The sequence below is a fragment of the Blautia hominis genome (assembly GCA_002270465.1).
GTDB classification, from domain to species: domain Bacteria; phylum Bacillota; class Clostridia; order Lachnospirales; family Lachnospiraceae; genus Blautia; species Blautia hominis.
This window is the reverse complement of record NQOF01000005.1, coordinates 31138-47944: the sequence shown is the minus strand read 5'-3', so window position 1 is coordinate 47944 and position 16807 is coordinate 31138. Positions and strand designations below refer to the sequence as shown.

General features: G+C 47.2%; 15 protein-coding genes. 12 read left to right on the top strand and 3 right to left on the bottom strand.

Going from position 1 to position 16807, the window contains the following annotated elements; genetic code table 11:
• Nucleotides 1–27: 27 nt before the first annotated feature.
• Both CI595_RS16730 and CI595_RS16725 read right to left on the bottom strand, forming a co-directional pair.
• Nucleotides 28–1398, bottom strand: coding sequence for an MATE family efflux transporter (locus tag CI595_RS16730; RefSeq protein ID WP_095174787.1), 1371 nt, complete (start codon nt 1396–1398; stop codon nt 28–30).
• A 141-nt stretch (nt 1399–1539) separates the two neighbouring features.
• Complete coding sequence (locus CI595_RS16725) at nt 1540–2280, bottom strand: lysophospholipid acyltransferase family protein (RefSeq protein WP_095174786.1); 741 nt, start codon at nt 2278–2280, stop codon at nt 1540–1542.
• A gap of 422 nt (nt 2281–2702) precedes the next feature.
• Here CI595_RS16725 and CI595_RS16720 point away from each other — a divergent pair, with 422 nt between their 5' ends.
• From CI595_RS16720 to CI595_RS16675, 11 genes are all read left to right on the top strand, one after another.
• On the top strand, nt 2703–4100 hold the full coding sequence (locus CI595_RS16720) for an MATE family efflux transporter (RefSeq protein WP_095174785.1): 1398 nt from the start codon (nt 2703–2705) through the stop codon (nt 4098–4100).
• 1322 nt (nt 4101–5422) lie between these two features.
• Nucleotides 5423–5833 (top strand): protease complex subunit PrcB family protein, encoded by a 411-nt coding sequence (locus tag CI595_RS16715; RefSeq protein ID WP_095174784.1) that lies wholly within the window; start codon nt 5423–5425, stop codon nt 5831–5833.
• Nucleotides 5834–5848: 15 nt separating this feature from the next.
• The gene (locus tag CI595_RS16710) at nt 5849–7408 is read left to right on the top strand and encodes a DUF3794 and LysM peptidoglycan-binding domain-containing protein (RefSeq protein ID WP_095174783.1); all 1560 of its coding nucleotides are present in this window, start codon (nt 5849–5851) and stop codon (nt 7406–7408) included.
• A gap of 327 nt (nt 7409–7735) precedes the next feature.
• Nucleotides 7736–8608, top strand: a complete 873-nt coding sequence (gene ispE / locus CI595_RS16705; RefSeq protein ID WP_095175060.1) for a 4-(cytidine 5'-diphospho)-2-C-methyl-D-erythritol kinase — start codon at nt 7736–7738, stop codon at nt 8606–8608.
• A complete protein-coding gene (locus CI595_RS16700; protein WP_095174782.1) occupies nt 8605–9279 on the top strand; it encodes a GntR family transcriptional regulator in 675 nt (224 codons plus the stop codon). The genes ispE and CI595_RS16700 overlap by 4 nt, the downstream gene beginning before the upstream one ends.
• Nucleotides 9280–9513: 234 nt before the next feature.
• Nucleotides 9514–11022, top strand: coding sequence for a spore germination protein (locus CI595_RS16695; RefSeq protein WP_095174781.1), 1509 nt, complete (start codon nt 9514–9516; stop codon nt 11020–11022).
• Nucleotides 11012–12082, top strand: a complete 1071-nt coding sequence (locus CI595_RS26660; protein ID WP_243135195.1) for a GerAB/ArcD/ProY family transporter — start codon at nt 11012–11014, stop codon at nt 12080–12082. Before CI595_RS16695 ends, CI595_RS26660 begins: the two co-directional genes overlap by 11 nt.
• Complete coding sequence (locus tag CI595_RS26655) at nt 12063–12689, top strand: Ger(x)C family spore germination protein (RefSeq protein WP_243135194.1); 627 nt, start codon at nt 12063–12065, stop codon at nt 12687–12689. Before CI595_RS26660 ends, CI595_RS26655 begins: the two co-directional genes overlap by 20 nt.
• A 120-nt stretch (nt 12690–12809) precedes the next feature.
• Complete coding sequence (spoIIR, locus tag CI595_RS16685; protein ID WP_242987027.1) at nt 12810–13469, top strand: stage II sporulation protein R; 660 nt, start codon at nt 12810–12812, stop codon at nt 13467–13469.
• A gap of 82 nt (nt 13470–13551) precedes the next feature.
• Nucleotides 13552–14373, top strand: a complete 822-nt coding sequence (gene murI / locus CI595_RS16680; RefSeq protein ID WP_095174779.1) for a glutamate racemase — start codon at nt 13552–13554, stop codon at nt 14371–14373.
• 2 nt (nt 14374–14375) lie between these two features.
• Nucleotides 14376–14834: a YwiB family protein gene (locus tag CI595_RS16675; RefSeq protein WP_095174778.1), complete on the top strand. Its 459-nt coding sequence runs from the start codon at nt 14376–14378 to the stop codon at nt 14832–14834.
• A 69-nt stretch (nt 14835–14903) separates the two neighbouring features.
• Here CI595_RS16675 and CI595_RS16670 read toward each other — a convergent pair whose 3' ends face one another.
• Entirely contained in the window at nt 14904–15395 is a 492-nt protein-coding gene (locus CI595_RS16670) for a hypothetical protein (RefSeq protein WP_095174777.1), read from the bottom strand.
• A 165-nt stretch (nt 15396–15560) separates the two neighbouring features.
• On the opposite strand from CI595_RS16670, the gene tig reads away from it, so the two are divergent.
• Nucleotides 15561–16742, top strand: coding sequence for a trigger factor (tig, locus tag CI595_RS16665; RefSeq protein ID WP_095174776.1), 1182 nt, complete (start codon nt 15561–15563; stop codon nt 16740–16742).
• Nucleotides 16743–16807: the final 65 nt, after the last annotated feature.

The window sequence follows — 16807 nt, the reverse complement described above, 5'->3', positions numbered from 1 at the left end:
AAACTAAACTGAACCGGATATATCGATTCAATTTCTTTTCGTAACCTTACCAACTTTTTCCCATTTCCATTTCCACCTCCCCGTCAAATACCACCCAAACGATATCACATAATTAGCCACCCACCCCATAGGCACAGCCATCCACGCAACCTGAATCCCATACACTGGCGCAAACACATTCGTCACGATCACCCGAATAGACAGATTCACCAGATTAGCCACTGTAAATGCTTTCACATCCCCAGCCCCCCGCAGCAGACCATCTGTGGAGGCTTTCAATCCGATCAAAGCGTAAAAGAACGAAAGAAATTTCACATAATCCAGTCCTGTCTGAAAAGCGACACTCCCATTTCCGGCATCTAAAAATGCTGAGACAAACACATTCCCAAACAGCTGATAAAGAACACAAAGAAACGCCCCGGCGCTCAGAACCGTCACATAGCACATCCGATAGCCCTTCTTCACCCGCTCCAATTGCCCTGCACCGACATTTTGGGCCGTAAATGTGGACATGGCGTTTCCCATTGCCAGCATAGGCACAATACTGATGGATTCAATCCGCATTCCTGCAGAATAACCCGCCAGCACAGAAGCCCCGAAGCTGTTCACCACGGACTGGACCAACAAAATCCCAATCTGCACAATAGACTGCTGTATTATGGAAGGAACCGCGATCCGCACCATGGAAACCATCAGCCCCCCGTCATACAGCCGACAAGGCTCATCCGTTTCATATTTCTTCAATTTCCGAAGAAGCAGTCCAAATGATATAACAGCTGACACCCCCTGGGCAATCAACGTTCCCACCGCAACCCCTCTCACCCCTTGCTGAAGTTGGATGACAAACACCATATCCAGAAAGATATTCAAAAGAGAGGAAAATATCAGCAGATAAAGCGGCGTCCTGGAATCGCCCAGCGCATTGAAAATAGATGCCTCTACATTATACATAAACAAAAACGGCAGCCCGGCAAAATAAATCGCCAGATACAGCGCTGCATCTGAAAACACCTCTTGGGGCGTATTCACCCACCCCAGAATCCTGTGATTCAAGAAAAGTCCCAGAGCCCCCAGACAAATACTCACCACCAAAAAGTTGATCAATGTGGTGAAAACAGCTGTCTTCATCTTACTTTTTTGCCCTGCGCCAAGACATTGTGAAATGATCACAGAACTTCCAATTCCTCCGCCGATGGCAATGGCAATAAATACATTCGTGATCGCATAAGAAGCTCCAACAGCGGCAAGCGCCCGCTCCCCGACGAAATTACCCACGATCACAGAATCCGCAATATTATAAAACTGCTGAAAAAGATTCCCGAAAATCATAGGCAGAGCAAAAAGCAGCAGTGAACGCCCTGGCGGATCGGTCAGCATATTGTATGATTTTTTCCTCATAATTCCTTTGTCCCTCTCTTTTACGGCATTTTCCTTCTGTTAAAATTCAGAAACGCTGCCCCGGTATTCCTTCTATAATAATAGAATAACCGAAACAGCGTTTTTTACGATAAACTGCAGCATAAACTATAAAATTTAATTTTAGAAGTTTTCTCTGTGTTCCTTCAACATATTTAAAATAGTTTCCTGTGTATATGCTCCCAGACGTTTCTTATCTTCCTTTGACAGCTGGTCTGGATAAATCGGTTTTCCGTATTCCACAATCACTTTAGCCGGCTTGATCTTTGGAAAATGAGCCTCAAAAATCTCAGCCGAATTGGTGATCGCAATGGGAATAATAGGACAGCCCGATTTTGTGGCAATCTTAAAGCTTCCTTCATGGAAGGGCAGCATCTCCAGTTCACTTTCATTTTTATTTCTGGTTCCCTCTGGGAAAATACAGATGGAAATACCATTTTTCGCTTTGTCAATAGCAGTCAGAATGGTTTTCATACCAGCTTTGATATCCTTTCTGTCCAAAAACAGACAATGCAGATATTTCATCCAGTTAGACAGCAGAAGGATTGGCTCCATTTCCTTTTTGGCAACATATCCCGTCAGATCCGGGCACATGACATAAGTGAGAAGAATATCAAAAAAACTTCTATGATTTCCTATGTAGAGCACAGCTGTGTCATTGGGAACATTTTCATGGCCTATGATCTGAATATCAGAGCCCGTAATTTTAAGGACACATCTAAAAACAGCCTGGACAATACGAAGAGAACTGATATCCTTTGCTCTCCGGCTGCATTTGCCAATCACCCACTCGACCAACAGAATAGGAATGGATAAAATAAGAAATCCTACAACTACAATACATACGAGAATAAAGCGGAACATAACACTCACCTTTCTATACCGTTTGGTATATGTTATTGGATAAGAAACCAGATATGCTGTGTGCATACCTGGCCGGTAATTTTATATATTATATGACACGTTTCCTATGCCAAAAGGTGTGGGAGCCATTCACAGCACATTTTGCTGTGCCATGCTGCTGTCATTACACCAATAGCTGGAACTCCTTATATTATACGGAAAACACGAAGGGGATGCAAGCCATATTTACCTATATAACGTGGAAAATATATCACTACACCCCTAAAAGACACACCATTTTCTTTTGATACAAACATTCTTGTTATTCTAACGAAAATCCTCGCAAAAAATCGTCAATATATTCCATATTATTTTCTTTACAAAGAAGATTTCCTGTAGTAAGTTATGTATTATATCGCTGATTTTAGGGGGCTTAGAGGAAAATGGAAAAGACCGGAGTGATGAAAAAATTCATCGGAAACAAAAATTTTTATAAGATGATCCTGGCAATAGCTGTACCTATTATGATACAGAACGGCATCACCAATTTCGTGAGCCTTCTGGACAATATCATGGTAGGAAGGATCGGCACAGAGCAGATGTCAGGTGCAGCCATTGTAAACCAGCTCATTTTTGTCTATAACCTCTGCATCTTCGGAGGTGTGTCAGGGGCAGGTATATTTACTGCGCAGTATTTCGGGCAGAAGGACAACGAAGGAATCCGCAATACTTTCCGTTATAAAATATGGATGGCTCTGATTTTAACAGTGGGGACTGTTATCGTTTTCCTTATTGGAGGCGAGCAGCTCATCAGCATGTACCTTCACGGTGAGGGCAGTGCAGAGAATCTGGCGGCTACACTTATCTACGGGAAACAATACCTTTACATTATGCTTATAGGACTCCCGCCGTTTATGATGGTCCAGGTATACGCAAGTACGCTGCGTGAATGCGGAGAGACCGTTGTACCCATGAAAGCCGGTATCACAGCCGTAATCATTAACCTGGTGTTTAACTACATATTAATTTACGGAAAATTCGGTTTTCCGGAACTGGGTGTCCAGGGTGCAGCTATAGCAACCGTACTGTCCAGATATGTGGAGGCAGCTATAGTCATCCATTGGACCCACAAACACAAAGAAATAAACCAATACATTGAAGGCCTGTACAGTACCCTGAAGGTCCCTGCGCTGTTGACTAAAAAGATTCTCATCAAAGGAACCCCTCTTCTTCTGAACGAGGCCCTTTGGGCTGCCGGAATGGCCATGCTGACACAATGCTATTCTATCCGGGGACTTAATGTAGTTGCGGCCCTGAACATTGCCAACACCATCAACAATGTATTCAATATTGTATTTATAGCTCTTGGAGATTCCGTGGCCATTGTAGTGGGTCAGCTTCTGGGAGCCGGCAAAATGAAAGAAGCCCGGGATACAGATACAAAGATGATCGCATTTTCTGTATTTTGCTGTACCGGTGTTGCGCTGCTCATGCTGCTCCTAGCACCCCTGTTCCCCATGCTTTACAACACCAACCAGGAAGCCAGGGAGCTTGCAAAATACTTCATCATGGCAACCGCAGTCTTCATGCCCCAAAATGCCTTCCTCCACGCAGCCTACTTCACCCTACGGTCCGGCGGAAAAACCATTGTCACCTTCCTGTTTGACAGTGTGTTCATCTGGTGCGTAAGCGTAACCATAGCCTTCACCCTAAGCCACCACACACTACTTCCGGTAGTTGCCATCTACATTCTGGTACAAATGGGGGATATGGTGAAATGCCTCATAGGCTTCATACTAGTAAAAAAAGGCGTATGGCTGCAAAATATAGTAGCCAATTGATCCCCACCCAACAACACCCTTGAAACATACATCCCTAGAGCTGCCACACGAAGCAAGTCCCACATAGCAACCCGTGCAACACTTTCCAAAACGCACCCAGCTATAAACACCTTCGTCCGGCAGCTCCATTTCCCTAAATTCATAATTTCCCATTAACTGTTTCATCCCTTAACATCCACAACCAAGATCATAAAGCACCACCTTATACCATAGAATCCTACATTCCACTCAACAATCCCTCAAGCAGACTTTTTCACAGCAACGCAATCACCACACAAATGAATAAATTATCTGCTACATATTCCACAACCCAAAACAATAAAGTATTCATCACTTAATATCCACCAATTCAAAAACACCTCCCATACCACTATAACTTAAAAACAACTTCCAAAAACTATACCCTCAAGCTGTAACCATAATCTGAATTCCCCAAATCGTATTCTAAAGCTGTACTCACAAACTGAGTTTCCGAAAATGTATGCCTAAGCTGTACTCACAAACTGAGTTTCCGAAAATGTATGCCTAAGCTGTACTCACAAACTGAGTTTCCGAAAATGTATGCCTAAGCTGTACTCACAAACTGAGTTTCCGAAAATGTATGCCTAAAGCTGTACTCACAAACTGAGTTTCCAAAAATGTATGCCTAAAGCTGTACTCACAAACTGAGTTTCCGAAAATGTGTTTCTAAAGCTGTACTCACAAACTGAGTTTCCGAAAATGCATTCCTAAAGCTGTATTCACAAGCTGAATTACCAAAATCGTACTCCTAAAGTTGCACTCGCAAGAAGAGTTCCCAAATCCGCATCCCTAAAATTGTATTTCAAAAGCTTTATTCTCAAAGCCACATCCCAAAATCAACGTCACTAAATCCGCATCCAAAAAGCCAGATCTCAAAGCCACAACCAAGCCCATCCAACGCAACACATCACGCCAAAACATGAAGTTTTCATCAAAACCAGGGGGAACAGGGCAGGGCGGGCATAAGTCCCAGGAGTGATGTTTCAGAGGAGCGGACAGGAGATCCACCTGCCCCAGACACTTAGCGAGGAACCCACTGGTGACGAGCTTAGTGACTGGGAGCAGGTTAGCTTCTGTCCAGCGGAACGCTTCACTCCTGGGACTTATGCCCGCCCTGCCCTGTTCCCCCGTCCGCCTTCAAAAAAATCCCCCAATCCCCAATCCCCTGTCCCCCCGTCCGCCTTCAAAGAAATTCCCAATTCCCCAATCCCTCATTTCAAAAAAATTCCCTGTCATATTACATCCCCCCTCCACATACACTATTGCTAAGAGCACCAAAAACCAAAGGCGGCACCCCAACATTGAAAAAATTAATCCTAACACTATGTTTCATCTGCCTCCTGACCCTCCCCCTGGCCTCCTGCAGCATAGAAAAAGTCAAAGCCCAGGACGGAGTCAAGCCAGAGTACACAGTGATGAAGGAAGAGGATTTCCCTGATAAAGTCAAGGAACTGATAGAAGAAAACAAAGAATCAGAATTCCAGCTTACATATCAGGACGGTTCCTACCTATACCTTCTCAAAGGCTATGGCAAACAAGAGACAGGAGGATACAGTATCCAAATTGAGGACTTGTCCCTGTGGGACAATGCAATCCATCTACAGACCACCCTAATAGGGCCGGAGGAGGACAAAGACCTAAAAGACGAGCCAACCTATCCATATCTGGTGGTAAAAATGAAATACCGGGAAGAGCCGGTAATTTTTGAATAGAAAAGAGGGCTTATTGTGGAATTAATAACAAAACAGATGCGTATGATGCATACAAAATGTGAAGCTGTCAGCCAGATTACTTTTGACGAAGATTTAAATGTGCCGGATATCAAACCCGATGTAGGTCGTATGATACAGAAAAAAGGTGAGATTCACATAGACGATGTACAGATATCAGAAGGCCACGCCTTTCTCACAGGCGCATTGATGGTCTATCTCCTCTATGTCAGCGACAGCGAGGAACGCAAGATCCAGAGTCTTCTCGGCACCCTTCCCATAGGGGAGACCATGCACCTGGAGGGCCTGGAAAACGGTGACAAAGTCCGGGTAAAATGGGACATTGAAGACCTGAGCGTCCAGCTCATCAATTCCAGAAAGCTGAACATCAAAGCCCTGGTAACCTTCACCGCGTCCGTGGAGGAAATGCAGGAGACCAATCTTCCTGCAGGTGTGGACGCGGAAGGCATTTCCCAGAAAAAAAAGGACATCTCCGTCATGGGCATCGCAGTCCATAAAAAGGATACCATGCGGGTAAAAGAAGACATTGCCCTTGCTTCCAACAAGCCCAATATCCACGAACTTCTGTGGAACACCGTGGAAGTTCGCGGCATGGACATCCGGGCGGAAAACGATAAAATAGGTGTAAAAGGCGAGCTCTTCATATTCGCCCTGTACCGGGGGGATGATGACAACAATTCCCTCCAGTGGCTGGAGCACTCCGTCCCCTTCTACCAGGAACTGGAATGCGTGGGCTGTACCGTGGATATGGTGCCCAACATAGATGTGACCATGCCCCAGAGTAAACTGGAGGTGAAAACAGACAGCGACGGGGAGGAACGCCTGATCGGTGTGGATGCCGTCCTGGAATTAGAAATGAAAATCTATGAGGAGGAGGAAATGTCCCTGCTTTTGGACGTATACACCCCTGTAAAAGAATGCGTCCCCATCCGTGAAAATAGAAAACTGGAAAGCCTCCTAGTCAAAAACAATTCCAAATGCCGTGTGGGGGACCGCATCAAAATGGAACAGAACCAGGGGAAGATCCTTCAAATATGCCACAGCGACGGAAATGTGAAAGTAGACGACACCCATCCTGTGGAAAACGGCATAGAAGTGGAAGGCATCGTCCAGGTGAGAATCCTCTATATTATAGGGGACGATGATATGCCCTTCTATTCCATGGATGCCATGATCCCCTTCACCCATGTGGTGGAAGCTCCGGGAATAGGGAAAAACTGTACCTATCATCTGCGGACAGATCTGGAACAACTTTCCACCACTATGATAGACAGTGACGAGATAGAAGTGAAGATAGTCATGAACTTAAATGCTCTTGTGCTGAAGCAGACAGACACGGGCATCATCCGGGAGATAGAAGAGCGGGAGCTGGACCGGGAAAAACTCCAAAGTATGCCCGGAATCGTGGGATACCAGGTGCAGCCCCAGGACACCCTCTGGGACATTGCAAAGAAATTTTATACCACGATTGAAACCATTGTGCAGCTAAATAATCTGGAAAGTGACGAGGTTAAACCATATGATACCCTGATATTGACGAAGAAAGTAGAATCATAATGTTTTTTGGTGTTGAAAAAAGGAGGTATATCGTATAGAATAAAGTGTATAAAAACGAATACAATATACAATAAACATTTGTAGCTGTCCGGTATCTTCTCAGCCACAAGCAGAAATCCATGCAGAACTGCCTGGGAGGATGGAATTTTTGCCTGGCTGCTGAAAGCTTTCCCTTCACGGGGACATTCTTACAGTCAGCCCGGTTCATGTGAAGACCTGCCAAACAGTTACAAAAACTTAACGATTCACCGGGGGCATGTCTGCATATGGCAGAAAGGAATACCAACCATGCTTTCAGGTGCAGAATTGGGAACACAGGAGATAAAAATGAGATTAAGGGCACTGGCGAAAATTAATCTGGGATTGGATGTAGTCAGAAAACGTGAGGACGGTTATCATGAGGTTCGCATGATCATGCAGACCATTAACATGTATGACCAGTTAGAAATTGATATCAAAGAGGAACCGGGGATTTCCATTACTACAAATCTGCCGTTTATTCCTACCAACGAGAACAATCTGGTCTATAAAGCAGCGCAGCTTTTGATGGATGAGTTCAAAGTGAAGAAAGGGATAACAGTGGATCTGCAGAAATTCATACCGGTCGCTGCCGGCATGGCAGGCGGGAGTTCGGATGCCGCCGCCGCCATGATTGGAGTGAACCGATTGTTCGGACTGGGGCTTACCGTGCGGGAGCTTATGGAGCGGAGCGTGAAGGTCGGTGCGGATGTTCCGTACTGCCTGCTCCGTGGCACTGCACTTGCGGAGGGGATCGGAGAGAAGCTGCGTGCTCTGCCCCCCTGTCCGGACTGCTATGTGCTCATTGGAAAGCCGCCTGTCAGCGTGTCCACGAAATTTGTCTATGAGAAACTGGATGCATCGGAGATTGCAGAACATCCGGAGATAGACAGAATGCTGGAGGGGCTTCAATGGCATAATTTGAACAGGATTGCCGAACATATGGGAAATGTTCTTGAGAGCGTGACGATTCCGGCATACCCTGTGATCGAGGAGATCAAACAACATATGAAGGACCACGGCGCAGTCAATGCCATGATGAGCGGCAGCGGTCCTACGGTCTTCGGACTCTTTGATGATAAGGCGACAGCGGAGCAGGCCTGTGAGGCACTGCGCGAGACTAAGATCGCCAGAACCGTTTTTTTGACTACAGTATTCAATAATGGAGGAAGACACAGATGACAACGGATTTGGAAATGCATATGGATGAATACCTTCCGCTGCGGGATGTGGTTTTCAATACACTGCGGAGGGCTATCCTTAAAGGAGATTTAAAACCGGGCGAGCGGCTTATGGAGATTGCCCTGGCCGAGAAACTGGGTGTGAGCAGAACCCCCATCCGCGAGGCGATCCGGAAGCTGGAACTGGAAGGGCTGGTAGTCATGGCACCCAGAAAAGGGGCGAAAGTGGCATCCATCACAGAGCGTGACTTAAATGATGTGCTGGAAGTCAGAAAAGGCATGGAGGAACTGGCGATCCGTCTGGCCTGTGAGCGGATCACGCCGGAGGAGTTGGACGAGCTGGACAAGGTGGAGCAGAGATTTTTAAGCCTGACTGAGAACGGGGATCTGACAGAGCTTGCGGAGATGGATGTGGCATTTCACGATATCATTTATAACGCCACCAATAATAATCGTCTGGTGCAGCTCTTGAGCAATTTGAGGGAACAGATGTACCGTTACCGTATTGAGTATCTGAAGGATATCGCTGTGCGCCGTACCCTTGCCCAGGAGCACAGAGCTATCTGCGAAGCTCTGCGCAAAAAGGACAAGGAGTCTGCGCTGAAATATGTCTATGTCCATGTGGACAACCAGCAGAAGGCTATCATCCGCAGCCTGAACGAGCCGGATTAGTGTTACTGCTAACCGTAACACGTTTTGCGATGTATAGTTCTGCCCTTTGGAGTGCGAAATGCAGTTTCTTACATTTTGTGCTGTGTGAATGGGCTAGTACAGCGTTGCATAATAATAGAAGAAATGGATATTCTAAGAGAGATGTAAAAAAATACGTCTCTCTTTTTTGTGCGGCAGATCCATCCTGTTTTCAGGTACACTATAGCGGCAGGAGAGCGGAAAGGGGCCTTCCAAATGAAAAACAACGACAAAATATCCATCCATATACAGGAAAATGAAGACTACATCCGAAAGACACTGAAAGACTGCGCTGACGTTATCATCCGTCCCATGATTCTGGGACAGGAACAGAAAATACGCTGCCTGGTAGTCTATATTGAGGTGGCAGTCAGCAACATGATGCTGGAGGACTCTGTCATCGGCAAGCTGGTAAACCATATGTGGGAAATGCCAAAGGATGAGATCCTGGAATTTGTGGATGAAAACGGTCTGGGGATCTCCGACGTTAAAACCCTGGATACCATGTCAGAAGCTCTGGCAGCCATGTTTGCGGGGAATGCCATCTTCTTCTTTGACGGCTATCCACACTCCATCAAGGTATCCAGCAAGGGTTATCCCAGCATGGGAGTGCAGGAGGCATCCAGGGAAAAGGTGCTGCGCGGCTCAAAAGAAGGGTTTTCCGATGTGGTTAAAACCAACTCCGCCCTTGTGCGGAAAAGGATCCGGAATGCCAAGCTGAAAGTCAAAGAAAAAACGCTGGGTGTCAGAAGCCAGACATTAGTGCAGATCCTTTACATGGAGGAACTGGTGCGCCCGGAACTTTTGGAAGAGCTGGACCGGCGATTGGATAGCTTTGAGATTGACGGTGTCATGGACAGCGGTATTGTGGAACATCTGGCGGAGGAAAACTGGCTGTCCCCGTTTCCCCAGTTCCAGACATCGGAGCGCCCGGATAAGTGCGCCATGGAGATCCTCAACGGCAGAGTCCTGGTGCTTGTTGACAATTCCCCTATGGGAATCCTGCTCCCGGCTGCGTTCAACGACTTTCTGCAGGTGAGCGAGGATGAGTACAACCATTTTGAGCTGGCATCCTTTTTGAGGATCATCCGGTATATAGCGGCAGCATTTGCCATGCTCTTTTCAGGAACCTATCTGGCAGTGACGAATTTCCATACCCAGGTACTTCCCACCAACTTGATCCTCTCCTTTGCGGAGGCCAGAAAAGGTGTGCCCTTTCCGGGGATCCTGGAGGTCTTCTTTATGGAGGTGGCATTTGAGAGTATCCGGGAGGCCGGAGTTCGGGCGCCCGGGCCTCTGGGCGGCACCATCGGTATTGTGGGCGGTCTGATCATCGGCCAGGCCGCTGTGGAGGCCAACCTGGTAAGCCCTATTGTGGTGGTCGTGGTGGCTGTGACCGCGTTAGCCACATTGGCTATCCCAAATGAGGAATTTACGGCGCCCTTCAGGCTTCTGAAATTCGGTTTCATCCTTCTTGGAGGCACCATGGGTGTCTTTGGTATGCTCTTAGGGCTTTATCTTGTCATCAGCCATCTGGCAGGCCTGAAAAGCTTTGGCATCCCCTATCTGACACCGTTTGCTGCGCAGAGAGATGCAGGATACAGAGGTGAATCAGACGGCGTTGTCCTGGCACCGCTCAGATTTATGACAAGAAGGCCTCTCTATGCCAGAAGAGATCAGCAGGTGCGCCTCAAAACAAAAGGAGGAAAGAAGCATGTACGCTGACAATCAACGGATTTCCCACAGACAGCTTTTTCGGCAGTTGGTCCTGGGACAGCTGGGTATCTATTTAGTCACCGTTCCCGTCACCTCATATCTGGAGGGGCGACAGGGGGTGCTCTCCCTGCTTTTAATGGGATTTTTGTTCCTGGCAGCCAGCATATTCTTTATCCGTATGAAATCCTGCTATTTAACGCCTGAGCGGTATATGGGAAAATACGCGGGAAAGATCTTCTGTCTTCTGCATCTGTCATACCTTTTTATAACAGGGGTCTTCCTGCTTCTTGTGACCAGCAGGATTACGGGCCGTTTCTTTATTGAGAGCAGCAAACCCTTTGTGATCATCACGATCACTGCTGTGGTGTGCTATCTGGGAAGCCATCAGGGACTGGAGCGAAGGGGACGTATGGCGGAGATTTGTTTTCCGGTCATTTTATTTGTGCTGGCAGTCATGTTTCTGCTGTCTGTGACCAGAGTCAACGGTGCTTACCTGGAAGCGACAGGATATATGTCACTGAAAGGCGTGATCCAGGGATGTTACAGGGTGTTCTGTACCTTCCTCCCGGTATTCTTCCTGCCCTTTACCCTGGGAAATGTGGACCGCCCGGGCAACGCGGGAAAGGCCCTGAACAGCTCCGTGTTCCTTCTTCTGGGGATTTTGTCCGCAGCCTTGATCCTGTTGCAGGGGGCATTCGGAGCAGGGGGATATGTGCAGAAGTCCTACCCGCTATTTGACATGATGGCAGGCGTGGATCTGCCCGGGGATTTTCTGGAACGTGTGGATATCTTTTTCATTGCTGCTGTCATGTTCTGTATCTTTTTTGCTGTGGGCAGTATTTTTTTCTACAACCACGAGCTGTTAAAGCGGGGGCATATGGAAAAAGGAGCGCCCTATCTGGCTGGCGGGATTCTGGTATGCGCACTGGGATGTGAGAAAGCAGGCATTTCCCTGGAATGGTACCGCGAGGTCCTGCAGAACATTTATGCGCCGCTGATCCTGCTGCTGGCGCTGTGGGCAGGGATTGCGTACGGAAGGGGGAAACATCATGATAAGGAAGAAAAGTAAAGCAGTGCTCCTGGCTGCCATTCTGGCATTAAGTCTTTCCGCCTGCGGGGTGGCGCTGGAGAACCGCAGTTTTCCCCTCTCCATGGGCGTGGATTATCAGGACGGGGAATATCAGGTTTATTACGGCCTTCCCGACTTGTCAGGGGTGACCGGGCAGAACAAGGACAGTGAGAACCAGAAAGCTGGAGAAAAAGCGGATTTTTACCAGGGTAAAACCATGGAGGATGCGGAAAAAGATTTTCAGAACAGCCAGGAGGACTATCTGGATACCGGACATCTCAAAGTCCTCCTTCTGGGGAACGGCCTGCTTGATGACCAGGAAGCCTATAAAAATCTGCTTCACTATCTGGAAGACAAGCCCTCAGTAGCAGGAAATATCTACGTGTTCTCCTGCAGCCGGCTTGGGGATGTGATGAGCATGGACGGGCAGGAGATGGATTCCCTGGGGGATTACCTGACAGGTATCGTGGAGAACCGGCCTGACAGTCAGGCAAAAGAACAGACGGACCTGCAGGACTTGTATAATGCCTGGCACAATGGGGAGGAACGCCCCGGTCTTTTGGAAGTCAGCGCTTTGGAAGATAAAATTATGCTGAATCAGGAATAGGCCTGCCAGGATACGGCAATACTCTGTCTATAATAAAAAAAGAGTTAAAAGAACCGGAGGGAGGTGCGGGAATATGGACATTTCCGTACCATCCCACCGGGTTAGACGGAGGTATTTGCTGTGAGACGAAGAATGCAGAGAAATATATGGATCGCCGCTACGATCATTGGACTGCTTGCCACGGTGCTGATCGGGGCTGTGCGTATACATACACTGAAGAAGGAAAATGAAGAGACACAGGTGCGTCTGGAACGGGAAGTGCAGCAGGGGATCGCAAAAGAAATCTTCCGCCTGCATGTGGTTGCCAACAGTGATACAGAGGAAGACCAGAACCTGAAGCTTCAGGTGAAAACCGGCATTGTGGATTATCTGGAGGAAGTCCTTGGTGAAGACAGGTCCCTGGATGCTACGAAAGAAGGAGTTTTGACCCATTTAGATGAGATCGAGAAGACCGCCAGACAGGTGATGGCGGACCGGGGATATGATTATACGGTCACAGCCGCTGTGGAAAAGACATATTTTCCGGATAAGACGTACGGGGACTGCACGTTTCCGGCAGGAGAATATGAAGCGCTGAATGTGAAGATCGGGGAGGCCAAGGGGCATAACTGGTGGTGTGTCCTCTATCCAAGCCTTTGCTTTATTGATGAATCCCACGGTGTGGTTTCGGAGGACAAAAAAGAGGACTTAAAGGAAGTTCTGACAGAGGAAGAATTTCTGGCTGTTTTAAACGATCCGGAAAAAAGAGACAAGGTGAAAATAGGATTTAAGTGGTTTTAATGGTTGCTGCTTGCATTCTGGGCCTAATGAGGGTAAAATGGAAACACGGTTAAAATAGAAAAAATTTTAAGAGGGTTTTCATATGAACCAGAATAAACAGGCACCGATCGGTGTTTTCGATTCCGGCGTGGGCGGACTTACCGTTGCCAGAGAGATCATGCGCAACCTGCCCAGTGAGCGGATTGTATACTTTGGGGATACTGCAAGGGTGCCCTATGGAAGCAAGTCAAAAGAAATCGTGCTGAAATATTCCCGTCAGATCGTGCGTTTTCTGCAGACCCAAAATGTAAAGGCTATTGTGGTAGCATGCAACACAGCCAGTGCCATGGCTCTGGAGACCATACGGGAGGAGATAGATATTCCTATCATAGGTGTGGTGAAGCCGGGAGCCAAGGTGGCTGCACAAACTACCAGGAATAAAAAAATCGGTCTGATAGGTACAAGAGGTACGGTGAACTCAGAACTGTATCCTGCCATCATACATGAATATGATCCCCAGATACAGGTCATAGGCCAGGCCTGCCCTCTGCTGGTGCCCCTGGTGGAGGAAGGCTGGCTGAAGGATGAAGTTACGGTTGAAGTGGCAAAACGATACCTGAACCCCCTTCTGGAACAGGGCGTGGACACCCTCATCCTGGGCTGCACCCACTATCCGCTGCTGCGCTCCCTGATGCGTCAGGTGGCAGGTGACGGCGTGACACTGGTGAATCCTGCCTATGAGACTGCCCAGGCTCTGCGGGAGCTTTTGAAGGAACACGGGATAGAGAATGACGGGCATGAGGAGGAAGAGTTTCCCTACCGCTTCTATGTCAGCGATGCGGAGGAGCGTTTCCAGGAGTTTGCAGGCTCTATCCTGCCTTATGATGTGAGGATGACCAAGCAGATTAATATTGAGGAGTATTGAAAATGACGAAAGATGTACTGATCACAGTTAAAGGGATGCAGGCAATGGATGCCAACGATGAGCCGGAAGCAGTGGAAGTGGTGGCAAAGGGAGATTATTATTTCAGGAACGGCCATCATTTTATTTGCTATGAGGAAGTTCAGGAGGGATATGACAAAAGCACAAAGAACATGATCAAAGTCATGCAGGGTTCCGTGGAAGTCCAGAAAAAGGGACTTACCAACACACACATGATTTTTGAGGAGACCAAGAAGAACCTGACCTATTATGCCACGCCCTTTGGGGATATGCAGATGGGGATATCCGCTACAAAGATTGATGTGAAGGAGCAGGAGGAGAATATTGACATCCTCATTGACTACGCACTGGAGATCAATGAAGTACATACAGCGGACTGTCAGATATGTGTGAATGTGAAGCCACAGAGTGCAGGGAATTTCCACTTGGCATCTTCCCATTGAAAAACAGAGCAGCAGATATAAAAAAGGCCGTCCGGGATTTGTTCCATTCCGGGCGGCTGTTTTTTGATTTTACTTTTTCTTTTTCGTATCCTTAGTTTCCGTTTGTTTTCCCTTTGCAAGGTTCTCTGCCTTGAGACGCATTCTTTTGAAGAAGCCTTTCTTCTTCTGAGGAGCTTCCAAAGCACCGCGCAGCCCGCGGACACCGGTAATATAAATACCGCTGACTTCAGCCTTGACTTCCTTCTTTACGGGGATGATCTCAAAGACCTGCTCGTCCGCCACCAGGGTAACGATCTTGGGACCGATCTTTGCTTTTACGATCGGGAGTTTGGAACGTCTCATAAGCTTCGGTGTCTGGTCGATTACCATCTGAGGAAGACCGGACTGTTTAATGGGAAGCCTCTTTTTATCGATAACCAGCATGGAGACGGACTGTTTTGCAGCTTCGATCTGTTCCTGCTGTGCTTCCTGCTTTTTCTGTGCCCTCTTGCCGAGGAAATATAAAACGGCAAGAACGACTACTAAAATGATTAAAATAATCAGTAGAACTTTCCACACCATTTGTGTTAGACCTCCTAAAATCTGGACTGATAACGCAACTATTATTCTAGCATTGTTTCTGTGAAAAGGCAATAAAAATGTGAAAGAAAGGGTTCCTTTTTCAGGTCATGTGTGGTATAACTTCCTTATGTGGAAACCAGAGACCATAGACGAAAGGAATTGTATATGAAGAAAAAATTGATCATGGTGCTATTGACACTTGGCATTGCAGTGATGGCAGCAGGATGCGGCGACAAGAAGAGTGACAACAGCAAAGACGATGATAAAAAGACGGAAGCGTCCAAAGAGGATACAACAGTAGATACCAACAGCAAAGGCAATGTGGTAGCCGTGGATGTGGATGATATCAGCAAATATGTCAAACTGGGTGAATATAAAGATCTGGAAGTGACAGAGACGAAGACCGAGATCACAGACGCTGATGTGGAGGATTATATCAGCCAGCAGCTCACCTACAAGGCAGAGGAGATCACAGAAGACAGGCCGGTACAGGAAAATGATACGGTCAACATTGATTATACCGGATATATGGACGGCGCGGAATTTGAGGGCGGTTCTGCTACAGACTCGGATCTGCTGATTGGTTCCAATTCATTTATTGAAGGATTTGAGAGCGGCCTGATCGGCAAAAAGAAAGGGGAGGAAGTTACCCTTGATCTGAATTTCCCGGACCCCTACAGCAATAATCCTGACCTGTCAGGTAAGGCTGTGCAGTTCAAAGTGAAGATCAACACCATCAAAGCAGCACCGGAGCTGACAGATGAGTGGGTCAAGAACAACACAGACTACAAAACAGTAGATGAGTATAAAGAAGAGATCAAGAAATCCTTGGTGGAGAATGCGGATCTGAACTATATGAGCCAGCTCAAATCTGATCTGTTCCAGAAGGTAGTGGAGAATACAGAGATCACAGAGTATCCGGAAAAACCCATGTCTGAGACCATGGAATATGTCAAGAATAAGATCCAGGAGCAGTATGCCAGTCCAAGCGGCATGACCCTGGATGAGTATTGGGAGTCACAGAGCATTTCCGCGGAACAGGCAGAGGAGACCATGACACAGATGGCACAGAATATCCTGCAGCAGTCCCTGATCGTGCAGGCTATCTTTGATGCGGAAAAAGTTGAGATATCTGTAAAGGATTACGAGGCAGAGCTTGAAAAATTCGCAAAGGATTACGGATTCAAAGATACAGCAGCTTTAGAGAGCGCATACAGTGACGAGGTCATGGTAAAGGCCAATGTACTCTGGAGCAAGTCCTGTGAAATCCTGCAGGAGACCGCCAAAGTCACAGACGTGGCAGCAGATGCGCAGAGCACTGGTGACGGGGAAGAAAAAACAGAATAAAAAAATGCTTGACAATAAGTCCTACAAATGTAATATATTAGGTGAAACTATATCTTACGTTTGTA